This is a genomic window from Patulibacter sp. NPDC049589 (assembly GCF_040675535.1).
GTDB lineage: Bacteria > Actinomycetota > Thermoleophilia > Solirubrobacterales > Solirubrobacteraceae > Patulibacter.
In genome coordinates this window covers 1-25117 of sequence record NZ_JBFAPC010000081.1, presented here as the reverse complement: position 1 = coordinate 25117, position 25117 = coordinate 1, and the positions used below count along the sequence as shown (strand labels likewise).

The 25117-nt window shown below is 74.8% G+C and carries 19 protein-coding genes; 7 read left to right on the top strand and 12 right to left on the bottom strand.

The annotated features are described in order from the left end of the window. The 9 genes from ptsP to AB0L40_RS15780 form a co-directional block, all read right to left on the bottom strand. Positions 1–1748 (bottom strand): phosphoenolpyruvate--protein phosphotransferase (gene ptsP / locus AB0L40_RS15820; RefSeq protein ID WP_364356266.1); only part of this gene is annotated, 1748 nt, incomplete at its 3' end. Positions 1749–1752: 4 nt separating this feature from the next. Further along, positions 1753–2031, bottom strand: coding sequence for an HPr family phosphocarrier protein (locus AB0L40_RS15815; RefSeq protein WP_364356263.1), 279 nt, complete (start codon positions 2029–2031; stop codon positions 1753–1755). Between the two features lie 37 nt (positions 2032–2068). Beyond that, a complete protein-coding gene (locus AB0L40_RS15810) occupies positions 2069–3607 on the bottom strand; it encodes a PTS fructose transporter subunit IIBC (RefSeq protein WP_364356260.1) in 1539 nt (512 codons plus the stop codon). Then, a complete protein-coding gene (locus tag AB0L40_RS15805; RefSeq protein ID WP_364356257.1) occupies positions 3607–4056 on the bottom strand; it encodes a PTS sugar transporter subunit IIA in 450 nt (149 codons plus the stop codon). The genes AB0L40_RS15810 and AB0L40_RS15805 overlap by 1 nt, the downstream gene beginning before the upstream one ends. Continuing rightward, positions 4053–5153: a 1-phosphofructokinase family hexose kinase gene (locus tag AB0L40_RS15800; protein ID WP_364356254.1), complete on the bottom strand. Its 1101-nt coding sequence runs from the start codon at positions 5151–5153 to the stop codon at positions 4053–4055. Before AB0L40_RS15800 ends, AB0L40_RS15805 begins: the two co-directional genes overlap by 4 nt. After that, complete coding sequence (locus tag AB0L40_RS15795) at positions 5150–5911, bottom strand: DeoR/GlpR family DNA-binding transcription regulator (protein WP_364356251.1); 762 nt, start codon at positions 5909–5911, stop codon at positions 5150–5152. Before AB0L40_RS15795 ends, AB0L40_RS15800 begins: the two co-directional genes overlap by 4 nt. Before the next feature lie 143 nt (positions 5912–6054). After that, complete coding sequence (locus AB0L40_RS15790) at positions 6055–7707, bottom strand: LCP family protein (RefSeq protein WP_364356248.1); 1653 nt, start codon at positions 7705–7707, stop codon at positions 6055–6057. A gap of 118 nt (positions 7708–7825) precedes the next feature. After that, the gene (locus AB0L40_RS15785) at positions 7826–8878 is read right to left on the bottom strand and encodes a glycosyltransferase (protein WP_364356245.1); all 1053 of its coding nucleotides are present in this window, start codon (positions 8876–8878) and stop codon (positions 7826–7828) included. After that, positions 8875–9894, bottom strand: a complete 1020-nt coding sequence (locus AB0L40_RS15780) for a glycosyltransferase family 1 protein (RefSeq protein ID WP_364356242.1) — start codon at positions 9892–9894, stop codon at positions 8875–8877. The genes AB0L40_RS15785 and AB0L40_RS15780 overlap by 4 nt, the downstream gene beginning before the upstream one ends. A 141-nt stretch (positions 9895–10035) precedes the next feature. On the opposite strand from AB0L40_RS15780, the gene AB0L40_RS15775 reads away from it, so the two are divergent. Next, positions 10036–10863 (top strand): WecB/TagA/CpsF family glycosyltransferase, encoded by an 828-nt coding sequence (locus AB0L40_RS15775; protein ID WP_364356239.1) that lies wholly within the window; start codon positions 10036–10038, stop codon positions 10861–10863. Positions 10864–10931: 68 nt separating this feature from the next. On the opposite strand, the gene AB0L40_RS15770 is transcribed toward AB0L40_RS15775, so the two are convergent. The 3 genes from AB0L40_RS15770 to AB0L40_RS15760 form a co-directional block, all read right to left on the bottom strand. Beyond that, positions 10932–13043, bottom strand: a complete 2112-nt coding sequence (locus AB0L40_RS15770) for a hypothetical protein (protein ID WP_364356236.1) — start codon at positions 13041–13043, stop codon at positions 10932–10934. A gap of 65 nt (positions 13044–13108) precedes the next feature. Next, positions 13109–16090 (bottom strand): ABC transporter substrate-binding protein, encoded by a 2982-nt coding sequence (locus AB0L40_RS15765; RefSeq protein WP_364356233.1) that lies wholly within the window; start codon positions 16088–16090, stop codon positions 13109–13111. Positions 16091–16102: 12 nt separating this feature from the next. Then, positions 16103–18493, bottom strand: coding sequence for a hypothetical protein (locus AB0L40_RS15760; RefSeq protein WP_364356230.1), 2391 nt, complete (start codon positions 18491–18493; stop codon positions 16103–16105). A gap of 286 nt (positions 18494–18779) precedes the next feature. Between AB0L40_RS15760 and AB0L40_RS15755 the strand changes: the two genes are divergently transcribed. The 6 genes from AB0L40_RS15755 to AB0L40_RS15730 form a co-directional block, all read left to right on the top strand. After that, complete coding sequence (locus AB0L40_RS15755) at positions 18780–19658, top strand: ABC transporter permease (RefSeq protein WP_364356227.1); 879 nt, start codon at positions 18780–18782, stop codon at positions 19656–19658. Continuing rightward, a complete protein-coding gene (locus tag AB0L40_RS15750; RefSeq protein WP_364356224.1) occupies positions 19655–20545 on the top strand; it encodes an ABC transporter permease in 891 nt (296 codons plus the stop codon). The genes AB0L40_RS15755 and AB0L40_RS15750 overlap by 4 nt, the downstream gene beginning before the upstream one ends. After that, positions 20542–21822 (top strand): MlaD family protein, encoded by a 1281-nt coding sequence (locus AB0L40_RS15745; protein ID WP_364356221.1) that lies wholly within the window; start codon positions 20542–20544, stop codon positions 21820–21822. Before AB0L40_RS15750 ends, AB0L40_RS15745 begins: the two co-directional genes overlap by 4 nt. After that, on the top strand, positions 21819–23066 hold the full coding sequence (locus AB0L40_RS15740) for an MlaD family protein (protein ID WP_364356218.1): 1248 nt from the start codon (positions 21819–21821) through the stop codon (positions 23064–23066). The genes AB0L40_RS15745 and AB0L40_RS15740 overlap by 4 nt, the downstream gene beginning before the upstream one ends. Next, positions 23066–24376, top strand: a complete 1311-nt coding sequence (locus AB0L40_RS15735) for a hypothetical protein (protein WP_364356215.1) — start codon at positions 23066–23068, stop codon at positions 24374–24376. Before AB0L40_RS15740 ends, AB0L40_RS15735 begins: the two co-directional genes overlap by 1 nt. Next, positions 24364–25117, top strand: a 754-nt coding sequence (locus AB0L40_RS15730; RefSeq protein WP_364356212.1) for an MlaD family protein, incomplete at its 3' end; no start/stop codon positions are given. The genes AB0L40_RS15735 and AB0L40_RS15730, both read left to right, overlap by 13 nt.

Sequence of the window (25117 nt, the reverse complement as noted above, 5' to 3'; positions counted from 1 at the left end):
AGCGCCGTCGCGGCCCGCGCCCGGCACTCCTCCAGGGTGCGGGCCGCCAGCGCGGCCCGCACGTCCGGGACGCTGCCCGACGCCATCGACAGGCTCGTGACGCCCAGCCCGACGAGGACGGGCGCGAGCAGCGGGTCGCCGGCGGCCTCGCCGCAGACGCCGACCGGCGTGTCCTGCCCGGCGCCGGCGGCGCCGACCATCTGGATCAGGCGCAGCAACGCGGGCTGCCAGGGGTCCAGCAGGCCCGCGAGCTCGGACTGCAGGCGGTCGGCGGCGAAGGTGTACTGCGAGAGGTCGTTCGTCCCGATCGAGACGAAGTCGCAAGCCCCGATCAGCGCGTCGGCGGCCAGCGCGGCGGCGGGCACCTCGACCATCGTGCCGACCGTCCGCAGGCCGTGGCCCTTCGCGGCGGCCGCGAACGCCCGGGCCTCACCGGGCGTCGCGATCATCGGGGCCATGACCCAGACGTCGGCGGCAGCGATCGCGCCGGCCGCCGCGTCGGTGTCCCCCGGAGCCCCGGTGTCCGCCTCGACCGCCGCGACGGCCGCCGCGATCGCGCGCAGCTGGTCGTCGAGCAGGTCGGGGTGGCGCCAGGAGGTCCGGTAGCCGCGGACGCCGAGCGCCGGGTTGGGCTCGTCGGGGTCGGTCAGGAACGGCAGGGGCTTGTCGGCACCCGCGTCGAGGGTGCGGACGACGACCTTGCGGCCGGCGAACGCGGCGAAGATCTCGCGGTAGGCGGCGGTCTGCTCCTCGAGCGTGGGGGCGGTCGCGCGGTCGAGGTAGAGCAGCTCGGTGCGCAGCAGGCCGACGCCCTCGACGTCGCCCGTGGCGGCGGTGGCGGGGTCCTCCCCCGCGCCGAGGTTGACGAGCAGCCCGACCGGGTGACCGTCCTTCGTCCGGCCGGGGCCGGAGTGCGCGGCGGCCAGCGCCCGGCGGGCCTCGAACGCGTCGCGACGCGCGGCGATCGCGTTGTCCGCGGGGTCGACGAGCAGCGTGCCGTCGGCACCGTCGACGAGCACCGTGGTGCCGTCCGCCAGGTCCTCGGACGCGCGGCAGCCGACGATCGCGGGGATGCCCAGCGACTTGGCGATGATCGCCGTGTGGCTCGTCGCGCCGCCGGCGGCGGTGACGATCCCGAGCACCGCGTCGACGTCGAGGGTCGCGGTGTCGGCGGGCGTGAGGTCCTCGGCGACCAGGACGAACGGGTGCCCCGGGTCGGGCAGTCCCGGCAGCGGCACGCCGAGCAGGGTGGAGACGACGCGGTCGCGGACCCCGTCGAGGTCGGCGGCGCGCTCGGCCAGGTAGCCGCCGGCCGCCTCGAGCTGCGAGCGGAAGCCGGCCAGGGCGGTGGCGACGGCGTGGGCGCCGGCGTTGCCCTCGGTGACCAGCGCCGCGGCGCGGTCGGCGAGGACGAAGTCGCGGGCCATCATCGCCTGGGCGTCGAGGATCTGGGCGGCCTCGTCGCGGCCGTGCTCCCGGGCCGCGGCGGCCCGGGCGTCCAGCGCCTCGCCGGCGTCGGCGAGCGCCTGGCGGACGCGCGCGGCCTCGGCGGTCACGTCGTCCGGCGCGGGCAGGTCGTGCGGGACGGCGGCCGGGAGGCCCAGGCGGGCGACCGGGCCGACCGCGACGCCGGCGCACACGCCGACGCCCTGCAGGACGGCGGACGAGGACGCGGAGCCCGGCGCACCCGTGCCGGACGAGGACGCGGCCGTGGCCGCCCCGCTCGAGGAGGTGGTCGGGCTCAGCACGGTCCTAGTCCTCCTCGCTCGCGACGATCGCCGCGAGCTCCTGCAGGACGGCGTCGGCGCCGTCGCCCTCGGCGGCGAGGACGACCTCGTCGCCGGGGCCGGCGCCGAGCGCGATGACCGAGAGGATCGAGCGAGCGTCGGCGGGCTCGGAGCCGTCCTTGGCGATCGTCACGGACGAGGCCGAGCCGCCGGCGACGGCCTTGCCCGCCGCGGCGACGAGGAGGGACGCGGGGCGGGCGTGGAGGCCGACGGAGGAGCCGACGGCGACGGTGAGCTGGGGCATGGTGATGGTCCTGGCGTTCGAGGTGGGTGCGGGCGGCTCAGCCGTGGACCGCGGTGGTGAGCGAGGCCGCGGGCGTGCTCGCGCCGGCCTCCGTGGCCGTGGCCGCCGGGGCCCGGCCCACCGTCTTGGCGAACGAGACGCAGATCGCGCTGACGGCCGTGCCGGCGAGGATCGCGACCAGCCAGAGCCCGGGGGTGCCGATCAGGGCGATGATCCAGACGCCGCCGTGCGGGGCCGGCGAGCTGGCGCCGAAGGCCATCGAGAGGGCGCCCGCGGTGGCGGAGCCGGCCATCAGCGACGGGATGACGCGCAGCGGGTCGGCGGCGGCGAACGGGATCGCGCCCTCGGTGATGAACGACGCGCCGAGCAGCCAGGCGGCCTTGCCGGCCTCGCGCTCCTCGGTCGTCCAGAGCTTCGGCCGGACGACGGTCGACAGCGCCAGCGCGAGCGGCGGGGTCATGCCGGCGGCGATGACGGCGCCCATGATGTCCTGGTTGCCCGACGCCAGCGAGGCGACGCCGAAGGTGTAGGCGACCTTGTTGATCGGGCCGCCCATGTCGAAGGCCATCATCAGACCGAGCAGGCCGCCGAGGACCCAGGCGTTCGTGCCGTTCAGGCCGTTCAGCCAGTCGGTGATCGTGTCCATCAGCGACGCGATCGGCGAGCCGACCACCGCGATCATCAGGATGCCGACGACGGTCACCGAGACCAGGGGCACCACGACCGTCGGCATGATCCCGCGGACGTTCTTGTGGACCGGGATCCGGTTGATCGCGAGGACGACGGCGCCGGCGAGCAGCCCCGCGACGAGGCCGCCGAGGAAGCCCGCGTCGATCGAGACCGCGAGCAGGCCGCCGACGATGCCGGGGACGAGTCCCTGGCGGTCGGCCATGCCGTAGGCGATGTAGCCGGCGAGGATCGGCACGAGCATCGAGAACGCGGTGTTCCCGATGTAGTAGAGGACGCCGGCGATGCCGACCTGGCCCCAGATGTCGGTGACGTCCGAGATCTCCTTGTAGGTGTGCCCGTCGAACGTGCCGCCGTTGACCTGCGTGGCGATCGACGCGCCGCCGATCAGGAACGAGATGGCGATCAGCAGCCCGCCGGCCGCGACGAACGGGATCATGTAGCTGACGCCCGTCATCAGCCAGGTGCGCAGGAGCGCGCCGGGGCCGGGCTTGTAGCCGGGCGCCACGACCGACGCCAGCGCGGGATTCGCGGGGACCTTGCCGGAGGTGTCGAGCTTCGCGGCGGGATCGACGGCCGGCTGCGCGTCGACCGCGGCCTGCGCCTCGGCCAGCATGCCCTCCGCGTCGTTGATGCCGCGCTTGACCGGCCCCTCGACGATCGGCAGGTGCGCGAAGCGCTCGCGGCCCTTGACGCCGATGTCGGCCGCGAGGATCGCGACGTCGGCGCCGGCCAGCTCCTCCGCCGTCAGCGGCGTCGAGCCCGCGGACCCCTGGGTCTCGACCGTGATCTCGTGGCCGGCGGCCCGGGCCGCGACCTCGAGCGACTCGGCGGCCATGTACGTGTGCGCGATGCCCGTGGGGCACGCGGTGACGGCGACGATGCGCATCAGACGGCGACCGCGTCGTTGATGATCGTGGCCGCGGCCGCCGCGTCGGGCGCGCCCCGCAGGCCGTCCTTGAACTCGGCGTGGATGAGCTTGCGCGCCAGGCTGCCGAGGATCTTCATGTGCTCCGCGCCGGCCCCGTCGGGAGCGGCGATCAGGAAGATCAGGGTGGCGGGGCCGTCCTCGGCCCCGAAGTCCACGCCGTCGGCGCTGCGGCCGAAGGCGACGCTCGCCTGCGCGACGTGGGCGGACCGCGCGTGCGGGATGCCGATGCCGCCGTCCAGGCCGGTCGCCATCTGCTCCTCGCGGGCGCGGACGTCGGCGAGGAAGCCCTCCTGGTCCGTCACGCGGCCGGACGCGGCGAGGCGCTGCGCGAGGATCGTGGTGGCCTGCGCGCGGTCGATGCCGGCGGGCAGCTGCAGCTCGACGAGATCGGCGGTGGTGATGGTCATCGGACGGGGCCTTCGGTGGACGTGACGGGATGGGTGCTCGGCGCGGGTGCGCCGGGCACGACGGGGGCGGCCGCGGGGGCCGGGGCGGCGGGCGCGGGGCCCTCCGGGAGGTTCGGGGCGTCCGCGGGCTCCTCGAGCCCGCGATCGCGGTCGGGGGCGGCGTGGACGCGGACGCCCTCGGGGTGCAGGTCGGCGGGCCGCGGCATGCGGCTGCCGGGCAGCGACGCCGCCCCCGCGCCCCAGGCCAGGGCGGCGGTGAGCGCCGCGACCGGGCCGTGCGGGGTCGTCTCGGCGGGCGTCGCACCCTCGGTGGCCGCGAGGTAGCCGGCGAGCATCGCGTCGCCCGCGCCGACGGAGCTGGCGGGGACGATCGGGGGCGGCTCGCCGTGGCGGGCCTCACCCGCGCCCACGAGGACCGCGCCGTCGGGCCCGGCGCTGGCGAGCACCGTGCGCGGGCCGCGGTCGCGCAGCGCGCGAGCGCCGTCGGCCAAGTCGCCGACGGTGCGCAGCGACCGGCCGAGGACCTCGGCGAGCTCGTGCACGTTGGGCTTGACGAGGTCCGGCCCGGCGCCGAGCGCGCGTTCGAACGCGACGCCGCTGCTGTCCAGCGCGACGCGGACGCCGAGGGCCTGCAGCGGCGCGATCAGGCCGGCGTAGAAGTCGTCGGCCAGGCCCTTGGGCAGGCTGCCGGCCAGGACGACCCAGTCGGCGCCGTCGGCCGCGCCGAGGATCGCGTCGCGCAGCGCGCCGACCTCGTCGGCGGTCAGGACCGGGCCCTGGGCGTTGACCTTCGTCAGCGTGCCGTCGGGCTCGACGATCCCGACGTTGGAGCGCGTCGCGCCCGAGACGCGGACCGCGACGGGCTCCACCCCGGCGTCCCCGGCCAGCAGCGCCAGCAGGTCGGCGCCGGTGCTGCCGCCGAGCGGCATGACCGCGCGGGAGGGCACGCCGTTGGCGGCCAGGGCTCGCGAGACGTTCAGGCCCTTGCCGCCGGCGTCGTGGCGCTCGGCGGTGGCCCGCAGGACCTCGCCGCGGCGCAGCTCGTCGACGTGCAGCGCGACGTCGAGGCTCGGGTTGGGGGTGACCGTGACGATCATGCGCGCTCCACCCGCGGGCCGGCGGCGGCCAGCTCGGTGGCCGTGCCGGCGTCGAGTCCGGTGTCGGAGATCAGGACGTCGACGTCGGAGACGTCGCCGAAGCGCGCGAACTGGTCGTCGCCGACCTTCGTGTGGTCGGCCAGCAGGACGACGTGGCGGCCGGCGGCGATCATCGCCCGCTTGACGGCGGCCTCGTCCGGGTCGGGGGTCGTCAGGCCGCGACCGTTGGAGACGCCGTTGGTGCCGACGAAGGCGACGTCGACGAGCAGGCCGCGCAGCTGCGCGATCGCCCAGTCGCCGACGGCGGCCATCGTGCGGCTGCGGACGCGGCCGCCGAGCAGCAGCAGGGTGACGTTCGTGCGGGAGGAGAGCGTCGTGGCGATCGCGAGCGAGTCGGTGACGACCGTCAGCTCGCGGTCGGACGGCAGCAGCTCGGCGAGGCGCGAGGTCGTGGACCCGGCGTCGAGGATCAGGGTGGCCGCGTCGCGCAGCTCGTCCAGCGCGCGGACGGCGATCCGCTCCTTCTCGTCCTGGCGGACGGCGTCGCGGGTCGCGAGGCCCGGCTCGAAGCGGAGCCGGTCGACGGGGATCGCCCCGCCGTGGACGCGCCGCAGCAGCCCGTGGCGCTCCAGCGCGGTCAGGTCGCGGCGGATCGTCTCGGCGGTGACCCCGAGCTCGGACGCGAGCACGGCGACCTCCGCCCGGCCCTGGGCCCTGGCCTGCTCGACGATGCGCTGTTGACGTTCTTCCGCGTACATGTTGCTTTCGGCCCGTTTGCCTGTGTTTGAGTTTGTACCGCAGAATGATCTGTGGTGTCAAGCACATGAACGGGGGAACCGCAGGCATGCGGAGGCGATACGGACAGAAACGGGCATGGACGGAGCCGAGGCTCCGCCGGACCTCAGTTCGCGGGAGCCAGCCCCGTCGCGGGGTTCGTCGTGGGCGGCAGTCCCGCCGTCCCGGTGCCGGTCGCGCCGGTGCCGCTCGGCGCCGTCGCGGTCCCGCTCGATCCCGAGCCCGAGGTCGCCGGTGCCGAGCCGGCGCGCCGGGCGAAGCTGCGAGCCAGCGCGTACATCTCGCGCGGGGTCAGGTCGTCGCCCAGCGTGTTGCTGATCCAGTAGGTGGCGTGCGGGCTCTGCCAGAAGAGGCGGCGGATGCGGCCGCCGTCGTACTGGACCCGCCACGTCCGGCCCGCGAGCCGGACGGACCCGGCCGCGAGCTGCAGGATCGGCGGGTCCTTCCAGGTGGTGCCCTCGATGCCGTAGTACTCGCCGGCCTGGTTGGTGCCGACGACGACGCGGTAGGCGTGCCACTTGGGCTGCCGGTGCTTGTCGAGGATCTCGTAGCCGCGCGAGTCGATCGGGGCGTAGGTGCCCGCGGACAGCCGCGCGCCGGGGACGTAGATCGGCAGGCCCCGCACGTCGGGCGCGACGGTCGCGGCGATCTGCGCGGCGCCGGCGGTGTCGGTCATCATCGTGGCCGGCAGTGCGGGGGTCGAGGAGCGCTTCTTCTTCGACGTCTTCGTCTTCTTCGAGGAGGAGGCCTTCTTCGTCGTCGACGACGGCTTCTTGACCGCGGGCGGGTTCAGGAACTGGCGGGCCGCCCGCGCGAGGGCGTCCGGGGTGGTCGAGACGCCGCCGTCCGGCGTGAACGACGTGGCGAGCTTCACGCGCTTGGTCGGCTTGCCGGAGATGCCGAGCAGGAGCTTGGCGATCCGCAGGGTCTGCCGGTTGCCCTGGATGCTCGTCTGCACGTACGGCGTGATCGCCTTGATCAGGCCGCCGGTGATCGCGTCCTGCGCGTCGACCTGCGTGCGCATGTCGGCGAGGAAGTTCGCCTGCCGGGCCTCGCGGGTGATGTCGCTGTCGCTGTGGCGGAAGCGGACGTAGGCGAGCGCGGCCTGACCGCAGAGCAGCTGGTAGCCGGCGGGCTGGTCGATCTGGGCGTAGCCGGCGCCGGGGGCGACGAAGTACTTGCGGTCGACGTCGGTGTAGATGCAGCCGAGCTCGTTGACGGCCTTGGAGAACGCGTCGAAGCGGATCGCGACGACGCCGTTGATCCGGAAGGGCTCCGCCTCCGTGCCCAGCAGCGTCGTGCGGATCGTCCGGGTCAGCAGGCGCGGGCCACCCAGCGCCCACGCGGCGTTGAGCTTCTGCGGCGTGATGCCGTAGCCCGGGATGGTGACCTCGAGGTCGCGCGGCAGCGACAGCATCGTCGTCGCGTTCGCCTTCGGGTCCAGGCGGACGAGCATCATCGTGTCCGACCGGCTCGGCGCGCCCTTGCCGTCGGCGTACCGGTGGTCCAGACCGGTGAGGAGGAGCGTCTGGGGGCTCCCCGGATCCGCCGGCTTGTCCGTCACCGGCGCCTGCGGGAGCGCGAAGTTCGGCAGCTCCGGGATGACCTTGTCGACCGCGAGCTCCATGCCGCCCGCCACGGCGCTGCCGCTGAGGACGACGACGAGCAGCCCCGAGAGGATCAGGCGGACCGCGAGACGTCGTCCCGGACGCGGGATCGGTGATCGGGAGAACGCCTGCACGACGCAGTATTGGACCACGCGGGCCGGACTCCTCGCGCCGCACGACGGATCCGCACTCCCGCGAGCGGCGTGGCGCCCGGCGTCGGGACCCTCCCGGCCGGACCCGCGAGGCGGATCGTGACGGCCCGGCGTGGCGTCAGGCCGAGGGCTGCGGCGTCGTGCCGGGGGTGTTGCCCGGGACGTCGTTCACGGGCGCCGGCGGGCCGGGCGGCAGCAGGCCGAACGGGGGTCCTCCGGCGCGGCGGGCGGCCCCGAGGCGTCCGCGGAGAGCCTCCCGGCGGCGGGCCTGGACCCAGCGGCGCCGGCGGCGCGCGGCCGGCAGCTGCCGCACCACGTCGACGTACGCGCGCAGCAGGAACCGCTCGCGCAGGATCGCCCAGCCGAGCGCGAGGATCTCGTAGCCGACGATCGACGGCCAGCTGCGCAGGAAGCCCGCGCACGACTCGTTCTTGATGACCATCAGCAGCCGGTTGCGGAACTGCAGGCGACGGTGGGCCTCGTCGACCTGGCTGCGGGTCGACGGGCTGTAGAAGCGCTTGTGCCAGGCGACGGCGCGCGGCTCGTAGCGGGACTCCCAGCCGAGCAGCTGGGCGCGCCAGGCGAGGTCGGCGTCGGTCGCCCACAGGCCCATGTCCTCGTCGAGGACCTCCAGGCCGATCGCGCACTCCTCGAGGCACTCGCGCCGGTACAGGACGCAGGCGCCGTCGCCGCCGAAGACCGGGCCCGAGCGGGTGTAGAGCTCCGGCGACTCGCCGTGGCCGACGAGCGTGTTCTTGCGGCGCCGGTCGATCGTCATGCCGGCGGCGTCGAGCTCGTTCAGGCGCTTCTCGGGCTCCATGCCGGTCGCGCGCATCAGGCGCGGGACGACGGAGCCGAGCGTCGGACTGAAGAGGTGTGGTCGCAGCGCCTCGAGGAACCCCGGCTCCAGGACGCAGTCGGCGTTGCACCAGAGGATCCAGTCCCCGCCGCACGCCGCCAGGCCGGCGTTCATCGCCGCGGCGTACCCGCGGCGGCGCGTCAGGCGCAGGCGGCGGGCGCCGTGCTCCTCCGTGATCTCCGGCGTCGCGTCGGTGCACGCGTTGTCGATGACGACGACCTCGTCGGCGCCCTGCGCGCAGGCAGCGGGCAGCGACCACCGCAGCAGCGGTGCTTCGTTGACCGACAGGATCAGGATCGTGACGCGGCTCACGAGGCCACCAGACGGTAGACGGCGACCGTCTCTTCGGCGGCGCGGTCCCACGAGAAGGCCTCCGCGCGGGTGCGCCCGAGCGGCCCGTGGACGTCCCCGCGGGCGACGACGTCGGTGAGCGCGCGGGCGAGGTCCTCGACGTCGCGGGGGTCGAACAGCACCGCCGCGCCGCCCGCCGTCTCGCGCAGCGACGGGATGTCGGAGCAGGCCACCGGGACCCCGCGGACCATCGCCTCCAGCACCACGAGCCCGAAGCCCTCGAACAGCGACGGGTGGACCAGGGCGGCGGCGCCGCGCAGCAGCGCGTCGAGCTCCGCGTCGGGCAGGTAGCCGGGCAGCTCGACGCCGCGGGCGCGCAGCCCGGCGGCCAGCCGGCCCCCGGGGGTGTCCGGCGCGTGCGTGCCGCCCGCGCCCACGATCACGAGCCGGTGCGGGAGCCCCGACCGCCGCCACGCGTCGGCGAGCCGCTCGAGGTTCTTCTTCGCCCGCAGGTCGCCGATGGCGAGCAGGTACGGGCGCTCGCCGTCCGGGACCGGGGCGTCCCCCAGCGGCAGCGACGGCCCGTTGGGCACCACGTGCACGCGCGCGGGGTCCGCGTCGTAGCGCTCCAGCACGTCGTCCGCGGTGGCCCGCGAGACGCAGATCACGGCCTCCGCGGAGCGCACCGACCGGCGCGTGAACGTGCGGTACTTCCAGCCGGTGCGGGGCGTGAAGTCGTCGGGGTGGACCTCGAAGGCGAGGTCGTGGACGGTGACGACGCCCGGGCACGGCCGGACGAGCGGCAGGAAGCAGTTCGGGGCGTGCAGCAGGTCGGGGCGGTCGCGGCCGGCCAGGCGCGCGGGCCAGCCGAGCTGCTCCCAGGCGATCTCCGGCAGCCGGTCGCCGCCGGCGTGGCCGACGACGCGCACGTCGTCGCGGCGTCCGAGCGCGGAGAGCAGGTCCGCCGCGTAGCGGCCCCACCCGCGCAGGTCGGCCTGGAGCGCGTCCCGGGCGTCGAAGGCGGCGCGCAACGTCACCCGGGAAGGATCCCACGGGGCCCGGGACGGCGTCCGCGCCCCCGATCGTCCGTCCACCGCGGACACCGTGCGCGTAACCGCGGGGCGGCGCCGGGGTCATCACCCCTTCGGGCGTCGGCGCGTCTAGCATGGGACCTCTCCATGGTCCTGCCCGCCCCGTCACCGCCCGAGCCCGCCGGCTCCGTCCGGATGTTCGACATCGACATCGAGCTCGACACGCCGCCGGCGATGCTCGATCGCATCACGTCGTGGGTCGCCGAGCACCGCGCGACGCCGCCGGAGGAGCAGCGCACCCGCCGCGTCATGTACGCCAACGCGCACGTGCTGAACCAGACGCACATGGTCCCGGAGCTGCGCCGCATCCTGCGCACGTCGGACCTCGTCTACTGCGACGGGTACGGCGTGCGCCTGGCCGCCCGCCTGCTGGACGTCGAGTCGCCGCACCGGATGACCGGCGCCGACTGGATCTGGGATCTCGCCGCCCTCTGCGAGCAGCGCGACCTCTCGCTGTACCTCCTGGGCTCCGACCACGGCATCGCCGCCCGCGCGGGCGAGCAGCTGCGGGTCCGGCACCCGGGGCTGCGGATCGCCGGCACGCACCACGGCTACTTCGACCCGGCGTCGCCGCACGGCGAGCGGGTGCTCGAGGACATCGAGGCCACGCAGCCCGACATCGTCCTGATCGGCATGGGCAGCCCGAAGCAGGAGCTGTGGGCCGACGCCGTCGCCGGCCGCTGCTCCTCCCCCGTCCTCTGGACCGTGGGCGCGCTCTTCGACTACGTCTCCGGCCAGGTGCCGCGCGCCCCGTCGTGGCTGGCCGACAACGGCTGGGAATGGATCTTCCGCCTCGCCGTCGAGCCCCGCCGGATGTGGAAGCGCTACCTGCTGGGCAACCCGGCGTTCCTCGTCCGGGTCGCGGACGAGAGCCAGCGCCGCAGCGCGCGCGGCACCGCCGACGCCGCGGCCTGACCCGCGCGGCCGCAGTCCTCCGCGGTCGACCGTGGGTCGGCGCGACGGCGCCGGACCCCGCCCGGCCCTCAGAACCCCTTGACCCGCGAGGGGTTGCCCGTGATGTCCAGGAGGTTGCGGCGCGCGGCCTCGCCGAAGGGCTCCGGATGCGGCTCGACGAGCCGCGTCGACGCGGTCTTCGGCACGGTCGCGGCCTCGGCGGGCGGCAGCACCATCCGCCAGAGCCCGAACTGGCCGTTCTGGATCAGCGGGCGGCCCGACGCCCAGCGCGGCGGCGGCACCGGCCGGCCGGTGCGCAGGTCGAGCTTCAGGCCCAGGACGTAGTCGGCCCGCTTGCCGCGCGGCGCCACGGAGTACGTCGTGGTGCTGGAGACCGGGTCGGTCGTCGCCAGCGGGTGCTCGCGGCCGAGGAACAGGGTCGCCCAGAGCTGCGTGCCCGACGCCGGCAGGTCGATCAGGACGGAGGAGCCCTTCGGGATCTGGTTCGTCCAGCCGAGCAGCTCGAACAGCTGCGGCGTGACGTTCGGCGTGGTGTTCGTCACCTGGTCACGGGACGCCGAGTACGCCGGGACGCCCCAGGCCACCAGGGCGATCGCGGCGACCGCGGCGGGCACCACGCGCCGGGCGGCCTTCAGGGACGGCCGGCGCAGCTCGGCCAGCACGCCGATCGCGCCGCCGATCGCGAGCGGCAGCAGGATCAGCGCCGTGAACGTCACGTGCTTGTAGTCGACGTACTCCGCCGTCCCGCGGCCCCGCAGGATCACGTCCAGCAGGAGCAGCAGCGCCGCGAGGGCGAGCCACGCCAGGCCGGCGCGGCGGTCGCGCCGCAGCAGCGTCGCGACCGCGACCACCGCCACCAGCACGGGCACCAGGGCGACGTTGTCGTCCAGCCCGTAGGCGGCCCCGTGCGGCGGGAAGACGTTGATGTCCCCCTGCCAGAACGGGGTGTCGCCGACGAACTGCCCGAGCACCCCGGCGAGCTTCGCCAGCGCCCCGAGCACCGAGAGGCCGAAGAAGACGAGGATCAGCGGCCAGATCCGGCGCAGGCGGCGCCGGACGCCGGCGGGGATGCGCGGGCGCTTGCGGGCCCCGATCGCGATCGCGCCGATCACCAGGACCGCGTACGGCAGCGTCGTGGGGTACGCGATCAGCGAGAGGACGAGGAAGACGATCGTCAACGCGCCGGCGCGGGTGTCGTCCTCGTAGAGCCAGACCCACGCGAGCGCCAGCGCGGTCGTCATCAGCGCCATGCCCCAGAGCTGGTTGTAGTACGGGTGCAGGGCGCTGAAGAGCGTCGACGCCGACGCGCCGACGACCAGCCCGACGACGCCCGCGCCCCAGCCGGGGAGGCGGTGCGCGGCGGCGGCGAAGAGCCCCGCGCCGATCGCCACGGCGGCGGTCAGGAAGGCCACGAACGGCGCGAACATCTGGATCGGCCCGGTGAGCCCGAGCTCGATCGCGGCGCCGTAGGGGTGGAAGATCGGGATCCGGCCCGCCCAGGCGGCCGGGACGCGGTCCAGGGCCGTCTGCGTGTGCGTGCCCAGGGGATAGGCCTCCTGCAGGTACCAGGCGACGCCGACGACCTGGTGGGCATCGGGGTTGTTGCCCGGGACGGTCAGGTAGCCGGCGTGCAGGACGGGGATCAGCGTCAGCAGGCCGGCGCCGGCGGCGCCGACGAGGATCGCCACGCTCGCGGGCCAGTCGGCCTTCGGCACCCGGCCACGGCCGGGCAGCAGCGTCCACGCGCAGGCCGCCAGGCACAGCAGCACGAAGACGATCGTCGCCGGGCGCGGACGCAGGCCGACGAGCGCGAGCACCGTCAGCACGACCATGCTGCCGGCGAACCCCAGTGGCAGGACGAGCACCGGCCACCAGCTGCCGAGGCGCCGCGGCGTCACGACCCGCGCCAGCGCGAAGCCCGGCAGCACGAGGACCGCGCCCGCGCAGGCGACGTAGCGCGTCAGCTGGAACAGCAGCTCCCCGTCGAAGCTGGGATGGACGCGCGCGAGGAGGACGCCCACGAGGACGAGCACCCCCACGACGAGCACGCCGACGGCCCGCCACGACGTCGCCGCCCGCGCGGGGAGCTCCGGCGGGGCGGGCTCCTCCTTCGCGGGCGGGACGCCCGGGGCGTCCTGAAGCTCCGGCGGATCCGGGGCGATCGGGTCGGCGCGCTGCACGCGTCCAGCGTACGGCGCCCGGTCCCGGCGCGGCGCCGCGCGGCGCCACGCCCTCCATCCCGACGTTACGGCGCCTTCACCCCGCCGGTCTCCGGGATCGGGGTGCCGCCGGGCGGGCCCGGAGCACCCGGTCCGGGCAGGACCGGCGTCTTCGGCGCGCCGAGGTCCGGCCCGCCGGGGATCGCCGCGCCGTAGACCGCGCCCTCCAGGGGCGACCACGAGCCGCCGACGAAGTAGCGGCCGCTGACGCTGCCCCCGCCCCCGACGACCGACGGGATCAGGTTCTCCGGCAGGAACGTCGGCTTCACGATCGTGAACAGCGGCGCCCCGCGCGTGCGGGCCGTCGACAGCCACGGCGACGTGATGACGTCGGTGAAGCCCCGCGGCCGGTCCAGGCGCGCGGCGACCTTCGCCGGGTCCGAGCCGTCCTTCAGCCCCTCGTTGAGCGCCAGCCCCGTCGCGTAGCCCTGCAGGCCCGCGATCGAGGGCCGCTCACCGGGGAACAGCAGCGGGATGATCGTCGAGTACGCCTCGCCGTCGCGGGAGTTCAGCCGCACCCAGGACGGCGAGCTGACCGTGCCCTGCAGGCCGGCGGCGCCGCTCTCGATGATCAGCCGTTCGTCGAACAGCGCACCGCCGGCGAGCACCGGCGCGGTCGCCCGTCCGCCCAGCGCGTCCAGGAGCTGCGCGAGCCTGCGACGGTCGCCGGTGATCACCGTGGAGACGACCCGGTCCGGCCGGGTGGCCCGACGGAACTCGGCCTCCGTCGGGTCGTCGATCTCGTCGAGCGTGACCTTCGCGGGCTTCAGGCCCTCGCGGAGGCCGGCCAGCTGGTCGGCGTCGCCGACGGAGCGGCCCACCCGCACGAGGCTGACGCGGCGCGGAGCGTCCGTGCGCAGCCGGAAGCCCTGGTCGGCGATGTAGCCGCCGAGGGCCAGGCCCTCGTCACGCGGATCCTCCGCGAGGCGGTAGGTGTGCCGCCCGCCGGCGATCGGCGCCGAGGGATCGCCGACGACCGTCGGCAGGTCGCCGGCCGCCCGGATGGCGCCACCGGCCCCCTCGCCGCACGGCGCCGCCAGGATCACGGCGTCGTCCGTCAGCGCCTGCTTCACGGCCGTGGCGGCCCGCGCGGGCGACCCGCCGTCGTCGACCGTGCGCAGGACGAGCTTGCGATGACCGTCGAGACCGCCGGCCGCGTTGAGGCGGCCGATGCCGAGCGCGACGCCCTGGGCCTGGGCCCGGCAGCGACGCGACTCGGGGCCCGAGAGGTCGGCGGTCTGGATCGCCAGGCGCGGCTTGGGGCCGCCCTTGGCGGTGTCGCCGATCGTCAGCGCCACCGGCGACGTCGCCGCGCGCCCGGTGACCGCCGTGTAGGCGAACCAGGTGCCGGCGGCCGGCAGCGTCACGTCGGTGCTCCACGCGTCGCCCCGGCCCTTGCGGAGCGTGGCCCGGACCTCGCCGCGCGCGCACGCGCAGCGCAGGCGCACGGAGATCCCGCGGGTGGTCGTCTTCGACGGACCCTCGTCGAGGCCGGTCGGCTCGATCACCAGCCGGTTGGGACCCGGGGTCGCAGGGGCGATCGTCACGCGGAGCAGGTCGCCGTCGCTGGACGCCGTCGCCAGCGCCGGGCCGCCGAGCAGGTTGCCGCGCTGGGCGGCGACCGGCTGGCCGCGGCCGGGGACGAGTCCGGCGAGGATCGACGCCGCCGCGACGACGAGGATCGCCAGCCCCGCCTCGACGCGCAGCACGCGGCGGGAACGGGTCGGCAGCGCGGTGCCGTCGTCGCTGGCACGGAGCCGGCGCCACGTCAGGCCGCCGAGCACGACCGCGGCGATCGCCAGCACGATCTTGATCAGGAGCAGGCGCCCGTAGTCGCTCCAGCGGAGGAAGTACCAGCCGTCGACCTCCCGCAGCGCGGCGATCGTGCCGGTGATCGCGAGGACCGCGGTGGCCCCGACCGCGGCGGGCGCGTAGGCCTTGAAGGCCCGGACGCGGTCGCCGCCGAGCAGGACGAGCCCGATCAGGCCGCCGAGCCAGACGCCCGCGGCCAGGCCGTGCAGGCCGCCGACGAGCGTCGGGAAGAGCTGGGAGCCGGTGCCGCCCTGGACGTGGCCGTCGATGCCGTAGCCGAGGATGCCGACGGCACCCGCGGCGAGCAGCAGGCCGTCGGCGCGCGGCAGCGCCCCGTCCTTGCGGCGCCAGGCCGCGGCCCGCAGCGCGGGGATGCCGATCACGGCGATCAGGACGAGGCGCGCGAGCGCGACCCGGCCGTTGGCGTTGTTCGTCAGCAGGGCGAACGACGGGTCGCCGATGCCGGCCGTGGCGAGCACGGCGACGGCCTCGGCCGCGCCGAACAGCGCGAGCGTGAGCCCGAGCGCCGCGACGCGGCGCCAGCGGAGGTCGGCGGCCGCGCGGCCGGCGGTCGTCGCGACGCGCTCGTCCGACGCGTCCTCGGCCCGGCGCTCGAGGCGGCGCAGCAGCGCGCCGCCGAGCAGCGCGGACACGCCGAGCAGCCCGAGCCAGCGGACGATCGTGGCGAACGTGCCGTCGGACGCCGCGTCCTCGTCGCCGCGACCGCCGGTGGCGGTCGAGCCGGGACCGGAGAGGCGCTCGGCGCCGGGCGGCGGGGAGCCACCCTTGCCGCTCACGCCGAAGCGGAACGACCCGGCGGTGGTGTGGCCGTCGGACCCGAGGGCGACCCAGCGCACCTCGTAGACGGACGGCGGGAGCTTGGGGAGGGCCAGGCTGAGGCCCGACGACCCCGCCTGCCGGGGGGCCGCGCGCAGGACGCGACCCTCCGGGGCGGAACCGATGCGGCGCACCTCGATCGACGACCCGCGCGGGATGACGTCCTCCGTCAGGGCGAGGCGGACCTCGCGTGGGACGGTCTCGGTCGAGATGCCGCCCAATGGGGAGGACTGCACCAGCGAGGGATGGGCCGACGCGGTGGCCGGCAGGATCAGTGTGAGGAGCGCCAGCGTGAGAACGGCCGCGGTGGAGATCCACCGCGGCCGCGTCACGAGACGCCCACGAGCGTTCGTGGGCATTTCAGGGTGCGCCTACAGGCGGACCTTCCAGGTGCCCTTGACCGTCTTCTTGCCGGACTTGCCGGTGATCGTGACGGTGTAGCGGGACTTCTTGGCCAGGGCCTTCTTGCCCTTGATCGTCCACTTGCCGGACTTCCCGGCCTTCAGGGACTTGCTGCCGGCGGACGCGACGGTCTTCTTCTTCGCGTCCTTGACGACGACCTTGATCTTCGTGATCGCGCCGTTCTTGGCGGTCACCTTCAGGGTCGTCTTGCGCTTCTTGATGAGCTTCTTCAGGGCCGACTTCACGGAGCCGACCTTGTAGGCCACCTTCTTCGCCTTCGTCGCCACCGGCGCGTCGGCCGGGACGATCGGGAGCGGCGCCTGGCCCTTGGGCGAGATGCCCTTGGGGGTCACCCAGACCATCGAGTGCGGCTTGTAGAACCCGCCGTCCTTCGAGCCCGGCCAGTCGCGGCGGTTGAAGTTGACGCCCAGGGCGCCCGTCTTCTCGTCGCGGAAGTCCTCGTCGTAGGACAGCTTGCCGTCCTTGTCGATGTTGACGATGTAGTACCGGTGGTCACCGTCGACGCCGGACCGCGAGACGAAGTAGTCCGAGAACGCCAGGCGCGTCGGCGAGCCGTCGGGCTGGTAGCTGTGGTTGTCGAGCGCCGCCCAGTGGGGACCACCGGTCGTCGGGTCGTTGACCTTCAGCGTGTCGATCTGCGTCGGGCAGTCCGCGACCTTCTCGCCCTGCGCCAGCTTGTACACGGCCTTGATGGCGGAGAGGTCGACCTTGCCGTCACCGTTGGTGTCGATGCCCTTGGTCAGGTCGCAGGCGACCTTGCCGTCCTGGGCGGACTTGATCAGGTCCTGGATGTCCAGGTCGTAGATCTCCTTGGTGGCGCCCTGGTCGAAGTAGTTGTCCGAGCCCGGGTTGCGACCCTGGACCGAGCGGAAGAACCACTTGTTGTTGCGCGAGACCTGGTGCCAGGCACCACCGGCGCAGTCGCCGGGCTGGTCGAGGAACTTGGACGTGTCGTCCTTGGTCAGGAGGTTCGACAGACCGTCGTCCCAGACCTGGACCCACTTGTCCGTCGCGTCGCCCTTGAGCTTCGTGATGTCCGGCGTGAAGAAGATGCCGCCGCCGCACATCGAGCCGGCGAACGCGCCCTTGGACTCCAGGGTGTCCGGGAAGTCCTTGGTCGTCGGCCAGGTCTTGGCGTTCTCCATGATCCCGTAGTTCTCGTGCGCCCGCTGGGCCGGCTGACGCCAACCGACGGGAGCGTGCGCGACCGACGTCAGGCGCGGGGCGCCCGGGTTGGACGTGTCCCACGAGCGGATCGTCGGACGGAACGCGTACTTGTCGAGCGTCTTGACCGGGTCGAGCACGATCTCGCGCGGCTCGGCGTAGTCCGACGTGATCATCGTCTTCAGGTCCTGGCGGATCTGGATGCCGTGCGGGTTGGCGCACGTGCCCAGCGGCCGCGACTCCTGGACGGAGCAGGGCTCCGGGACGCCGTTGGCGTTCTTGCCACCCGGCGCGGTCGCCAGGATGTTGCCGCCCGGCGTGACGCTCTCGAGCACGAGGCCCTTCTGGGCATCGGGCTTGAAGACCGCGATCGCGCCCGGCGAGCCGCCGAAGTTCGCGACGGGACCGCCCATGTACGTGCCGATGAAGCGGCCGTCACCGACGGAGTCGTACGCGTCCGGGATGGAGTACCCGGTCTCCAGCAGGTTCATGTTGTTCTTGAGCGTGATGTTCGGGATGTCGTCGACGTTCAACACCCACGTGCTCGACGTGAAGAGGGCGCCGGCGATGATCGGGTCGCCGTCCTCCCACTCGTACTGCATGTGGTGCGGCTCGTTCTCGATGCCGAACGGCAGCGGCAGCTGCACGAAGTTGACGACCTTGCCGTAGTCGTCGTTCTCGGAGCCGTCGGTGTTGTACTTGCGGACGTCCAGGACCTGGAAGCCGTCGAGGCCCGGCAGGAACTGCGGTCCGAGGAGCTCGAGGAGGCCCTGCGGGTTGATCGTCAGGTTGTTGACGAGCTTCGAGATGACGTCGGCGTTGATGTCGGCGACGTTCTGCTTGCCGGACCAGACGACGTTGTACTCCGGCTTCGCGCGGCCGTCGGGGTACGCCTTGCGCGCGGCGTCCTTCTGAGCCGCCGTGGCGCCCGGGGCGGTCGCGATCGCGTAGAGCCGCTTGTAGTTGTCCTGAGCGGCCTTCCAATCGGTCTCCGCCTTGTTGCGCTTCTCGAGCGCGCCCGGGATCGTGTTGTTGTCCACCTGACCGAGCTTCAGGCCACGGCTCAGGGTGTTCGCGAGGAACTCCGGGCTGATCGGCGTGTCGCTCGGACCCGCGTGCGCGGATCGCGTGCTCGTGAGCGCGAAGGCGGCGCTGAGCACGACGACGGCGGCCACGAGGGCCGCGAGGCTTCGGCGCCCCGTTGGGAACGCCCTCCAAATCGCTTGCATCTGGTCCTTGGGGTCGGCGCCCGACGGGCGCATCTGGGGTGATCGACGACCGACTCCTGCGACCGATCACCGAAAAGCGGATATCCAGATCCACTTCCAGGCTTTCGGACGTCTGTCGTACTCGGGTCGCTATTATGCACATTGCAGATCGGGTTTATGTTTTTCATTTACCCACGCTAGAGAAACGCCGTACCGTCCCGTACCGGTACGAACGTTGATCTCCGTACACACCGTGCACGCCTCCACCACCACGACCGACGCCACCGCGTCATCCGGCCGACCAGCCGGGGATCCCGCGCCGGTCGTCCCGACCGCCGCCGGCCGCCTGGCGTCCGCCGTCGGCGACCGGCTACGCCGCTGGGGCGGGATGGTCGCGCTCACGGGCGCCGTCGTGCGCGCGCTCGTGACCCCGCCGTTCGCCTGGCGGCGCGAGTTCGTGATCGCCTGCATCGAGCTGCTGCGCTCGTCGTTCTGGCCGATCGCGATCTCCGTCGCGGTCTTCGGCTTCTCGGGCCCCGGCCTGCAGGCCGGCAACTTCCTCGAGGCGTTCGGGTCCACCGACCGCTCCGGCGGCTTCATGGTCGTCGCGATCGTCCGCGAGTTCGGCACGTTCGTGACCGCGGCCGTCGTCGCCGGGATCGTCGGCACCATGCTCGCCGCCGAGCTCGGCACCCGTCGCGTGCGCGGGGAGATCGACGCGCTCGAGACGCTCGGCGTCGAGCCGGTCGCGGCGATCGTCGCGCCCCGCACCCTCGCGCTCGTCATGATGCTGATGGTCCTCGACGTCTTCGCGCTGGTCTTCGGCGTCGCCGGCGGCTACGTCGCCTCCGTCGGGGTGCTGGACGGCACGACCGGCGCGTTCGTCTCCTCGTTCATGTCGAACGTGACGTTCCTCGACCTGCTCGGCAGCGTCGTGAAGGTCGGCATCTTCGGCGGGCTGATCGGGATCATCAGCTCCTGGCACGGCCTCAACGCCCAGGGCGGCGCGCACGGGGTCGGCCGGGCCGTCAACCGCGCGGTCGTCGGCTCCCTGATGGCGATCTTCGTCGTGAACCTCGTCTACACGCAGTGGTTCCTCGCGACGTTCCCCGAGGTCAACGTCCTCCGATGAGCGTCACCGAGCAGCCCGCGCCCGGGGCGACGCCGCCCGACGGGCCCCTGCGCCGCGAGGCCGCTCGCCGGCGCGGCGGCGCCGGCGTCAGCCTCGACGACACCGTCGACGCGACGAAGATCCGCGGCTTCCTGCCCCTGATGGGCGAGCTGACGAGCTTCGCCGGCGAGCTGCTCCGCGAGCTCCCGCGCGTGCGCACGCTCGGGGCCGAGACGGTCCGCCAGGCCGCGCTGATCGCGTCGGGCTCCGTCCTCGTGATCATGGCCGCCGCGTTCTTCGCCGGCGGCTCCTGCGGTCTCGAGTCCACCGCCCTGGCCCGCGCGTTCGGCTTCGACCCGATCGCCGGCGGCTTCTCCGCCTGGTGCAGCCTGCGCGAGGTCGTGCCGTTCGTGTTCGGCTACATCCTCGCCGCCAAGGTCGGCTGCGGGATCGTCGCCGAGCTCGGCGCCATGCGCGTGTCCGACGAGGTCGACGCGCTCGAGGCCATGGGCACCCGGTCCCTGGCGTACCTGGCGATCACGCGCCTGGTGGCCTGCGCCATCGTCCTGCCGATCGCCTACCTGCTGGCGATCGCCAGCTCCTTCGTCGCCGCCTACCTGATGTCGGTCGTCCGCTTCGGCGACGTCTCGCCCGGCACGTGGAAGCTCTTCTTCCTCTCGTTCCAGGACGAGTGGGACGTGCTCTTCTCGGTGATCAAGGGGATGCTGATCGCCGGCTGGGTCGTCCTCGTGGCCCTGTTCTTCGGATCCCGCGTGCGCGGGGGACCCGTCGAGGTCGGGATCGCCACCGCCCGCTCGATGGCCGTCAGCGTCATCGGCGTCACCACGATCTCGATGCTCGGGACCCTGGTGTTCTGGGGCGCGAACTCGAGGATCCCGATCGGATGAGCGCGCCGCAGCGCGTCCTCCGCCCCCGCGCGCTCGTGGGGGGCACCGTCGTCGTGGCGGTCGTCGCGACCCTCGGCGTCACCCAGCCGTGGGACGACGTCGACGGCCCGCGCGTCACCGCGATCTTCGACGCCGTCCCCGGCCTCGTCGAGGGCGCCCAGGTCCAGCGCGGCGGCGTCACCGTCGGGCGGGTCGAGAAGATCGGCCTGGAGGGCGACCGCCCGCGCGTCGTCCTGCGGCTGGACGGCGACGAGCGCCTGCACCGCGGCGCGGTCGCCGACCTGCGGATCGTCTCGCTCAGCGGGCAGCTCAACCGCGTCGTCGCGATCGACGACGGGAAGGGCCCCGCGCTGCGCGACGGCGCGACCCTCGGGCTCGCCCACACCGAGCAGCCCGTCGAGGTCGAGCAGCTCCTGAGCACCCTGGACCCGAAGACCCGGCGGGCCGTCCGCGGGATCGTCGCCGGGACCGCCGACGCGGTCGACGGCCGGGGCGAGGCCCTGGCCGGCACGCTGCGCCGGGCCCGCGCCGCCCTACAGGAGACCGCGTCGACCGTCGGCGACCTGAACGCCGACGGCGCGTCGCTGCGCCGCGTCGTCTCGTCGACCCGGCAGGTGACCGCGGCCCTGGCGTCCGCCCCCGGCACCACCGGCACGGCCGTCGACCGGCTCGCGGCCGTCCTCGGGGACACCGCGGCCGAGCAGGAGGCCCTCGGCCGCGGCCTCGCCGCCCTGCCCGCGGGCCTGCGCGCGCCGCGGGCGACGCTCGACCGCCTGCGCCGCCAGACGCCGGACCTGCGCCGCACCGTCCGGCAGGCCGCGCCCGCCGTCACCGCCGTCCGCGCCATCGCCCCCGAGGCCCGCACGACGCTGACCGCCGCCCGACCGGTGCTGCGCCGGTTCCGCGCCGTCACCACCGACGGGCCGGCACGCCTGGCCGCGATCCAGCCGCTCGTGGACGACCTCGCGCCGCTGCTGCGGTCCGCGACCCCGGCGCTGGCCAAGGCCAACCCGATGCTCGACGAGTTCCGCGTCCGGCTGCCCGACTTCTTCTCGTTCTTCGCCAACTGGGCCGACTTCACGAGCGTCTACGACAAGAACGGGCACGGCGCCCGCGTCGGGATCGTCCTGCCGCCGACGCCCAACCGCGTGGCGTCGCCGACCGGCCAGGAGCCCGGCAGCCTGGTGCGGCCGTTCCTGCGGCCGCCCGGATCGCTCCAGGACACGCCCTGGACGGGCTTCAGGTCGACGTTCTCCAGCAAGGAGACGTCGCCGTGACCGCGCCCGCTCCCCGCCGGTCCCGGCGCCCCGCCGTCTCCGGGGCCGTGCTCCTGGTCGTCCTCGTGGCGGTGCTCGCCGCCGTCGGCGGGATCCTCGGCGTCGACCGGCTCGTCCGCGGCGACGAGGGCACGGAGGTCGTCGCGGAGTTCGCCGACGCGCGCGGCCTCGTGGTCGACGCCGACGTCCTGATCGCCGGCGCCAAGGCCGGCCGCACGTCGAAGATCGAGCTGACCGACCGCGGGACCGCCCGGGTCACGATGCGCCTGCACGACGGCCTGCAGCCGCCGCGCGCCGACGCGCAGGCCGCGATCCGGCCCGCCGACCTGCTCGGCGACGTCGTCCTCGACCTCTCCCCCGGCGCCTCCTCGCGGCCGCTGACCGGCGCGATCCCAGTCGCCCGCACCGTCAACGCGCCGCGCCTGGAGCAGGTGCTCGAGACGTTCGACGAGCCCGTGCGCGACGGCCTGCGGGCGCTCTTCGTCGAGGGCGGCCGGGCGCTCGCGGGCCGCGGCGGCGACCTCGCCCGCACGCTCGTGGCGCTGCGCCCCGCGGTCACGGCCACCGACGGGGTGCTGCGCGAGCTCGACAGCCAGCAGGCCTCGCTGGACTCCGTGATCGGCGACGCCGGGCGCGCGGTCGGGGACCTCGCGTCGACGTCGTCGGAGGGCGAGCGCGGGCTCGTCGGCCTGCAGCGCCGCCTGTCGACGGTCGCCGCCCGCCGCGCCCCGCTGCGCGCCGGCGTCCAGGCCCTGCCCGACACCCTCGCGAAGGTCCGCAGCACCGCCGGCGCGCTGGGCGACACCGTCGACCGCGCCGTGCCGCTGACGGACGAGCTGCGCGCCCTCTCCCCCGGCCTGACCACCGCCGTGCAGCGCCTGCGGCCGTTCGCCCGGCAGGCCTCGCGCGCGTCCGACCTGCGACCGGCGCTCACCCAGCTGCGCTCGGCGCTGGGCGACGGCCGCGGCACCTTCACCTCGCTCACCGCGGGCCTGAACACCCTGACCTCGATCTCCCCGGACCTCGACCGCACCGTCGCGGCGTTCCAGGAGGCCGCGCCCGCGATCTCCAAGGGCTTCTTCGTGAACTTCGCCGACCAGGGCGCCGAGCCCGGCCGCCAGCCGCTCGACGTCTTCGCCGACCCCGCGCGCAACTACTGGCGCGGCGCCGCGGTCTTCTCCTGCGAGGCGTTCGGCGTCCCGATCGAGCCCGGTTGCCTGCTGAAGGCGTTCGGAGCCCCGTGATGCCGATCCGTCGCCGCCGCCGTCCCGCCCACTCCGCCGACCGTCGCCGCCGCGACGCCGTGCTCGGCCTCGTGCTGCTCGCCGTCGTGCTGATCGGCGGCTACCTCTCGACCGTCGCGATCGACGGCGGGCCGCTGTCGAACCCCTACACCGTGCGGATCGCGGTCCCCGAGGGCGCACCGCTCCTGAAGGACGGCGACGACGTGCGGATCGCCGGCGAGCGCGCCGGCGTCGTGCGCAGGGTGCGCGCCGCGACGGCCGGCGAGCTGGCCGCCACGGCCGGCGCGCGCGGGACCGACAGCGGCGGCACCCGCGACGACGGCGCCGCCGGCACCCTCGTCACGATCGCCCTGGACGCCGGCCCGATCGGCCGCGACGCCACCGCGGCGGTGCGCCTGCGCGGCGTGGCCGGGGCGGTCTACGTCGACCTGCGGCCGGGCGACGCGTCCCGTCCGCTGGCCGACGGGGGCATCGTCCGCGGCCCGGCCGCCGCGGCCACCCAGCTCAGCGACGTCGCGTCGATGTTCGACGCCACGACCCGGAAGGCCCTGCGCCGGACGGTCCAGGGCGTCGGCGGCGGCCTGAACGGCCGCGGCGACGAACTCAACCACGTGGTCGCCGCGCTCCCCGACACGCTGGAGCGCGCGACCCCGCTGGCCCGCGCCGCGAACCCCGCCCCGGGGGCGCTGCGCGGGCTCTTCGGCTCCGCCGGCCCCGTCCTGCGCGCGCTCGACGCCGACGGCCAGGTCGCGGGCGTCGCCCCGGCGCTGCGCCGCGTCGTCGCCGCCGTCCCCGGTCCCGCGCTGCGGAAGACCCTCCAGGGCCTGCCGCCCGCGCAGGACGAGCTGCGCGCCGTCCTCCCGGCCGCGGACCGGCTGCTCGCCGACGCGGGCGCGACCGCGGACGGGCTGCGGCCCGTGACCGCCGCGCTCGACGACGCGCTGCCGTCGCTGAACGCCGCGCTCGGCGGCACCCGCGGGATCCAGGCCTTCCGGCGCCTGGGCACCGCGGCGACCCCCGTCCTCGCGGCCGCCCGCCCCGTCCTGCAGGACGCGCGCGACCCCGCGGCGCTGCTGACCCCGCTGGCGACGCCGCTGGGCCCGCTGAGCTCGTACCTCGCCCCCTACCGGCAGGACATCGTCGACGCCGTCACCGGCTTCGACCGCTGGGGCAACTTCACGTTCGACGACGGGCTCGCCAAGGGCGCGCGGGCCGTGCGCTTCTCGATGGTCCTCACCTGCCACCAGAACCGCGACCCGTACCCGGCGCCCGGCGTGGCGTCCAAGGAGCGGAAGGCGTGCTCGAAGTGACCACCACGCCGACGGCCACGGGCGGCCGCGGGCCCGCCCGCGGCCGCTGGTCCGGGCGCCCGCCCGTGCCGATGTGGCTGCGCGGCGCGATCGCCGTGCTCGTCGTCGTGCTCCTGGTCCTGCTCGCCTGGCAGCGGCCGAACCCGTTCGCGAACCCCCAGACGGTGCGCGTGGCGTTCCGCGACGCCAGCGGCCTGAAGACGGGCAGCGAGGTCCGCGTCGCGGGCACCGAGGCCGGGAAGGTCGCGAAGATCGCCCGCGACGGCGACCGCGTCGTCGTGACCCTCGAGCTCCACGACGACGTCGGCGAGGTCCGCCGCGACGCCTCCGCCGCGCTCTGGCCGCGGCTGATCTTCGAGGGCAACTCGTACGTCGAGCTGACGCCCGGGTCCGGCGACGAGCCCGCGCTCGGCGACACGGTGCTGCCCGCGTCGCGCACCACGTCCTACGTCCCGCTCGACCGCGTGCTGCGCCTGGCCGACGCCCCGACCCGCGGCAGCGTCCGCCGGATCGCCCGCGGCCTGGACGTCGCGTCCGACGACGGCACCGTCCGCGCCACGAGCCGTACGCTGCGCCGCGCGCCGGAGCTGCTGGGGAACGTCGCCCGGACGACCCGGGCGATCGGCGGCGACCCGCTGCGCCGCGCCGTCGCCGGCATGGCGCGGACCGGCGACGCGGTCGCCGACCACGAGGCCGACCTCGTCCCCGCCCTGCGCGACGCGTCCCGCACCGCCGACGCCC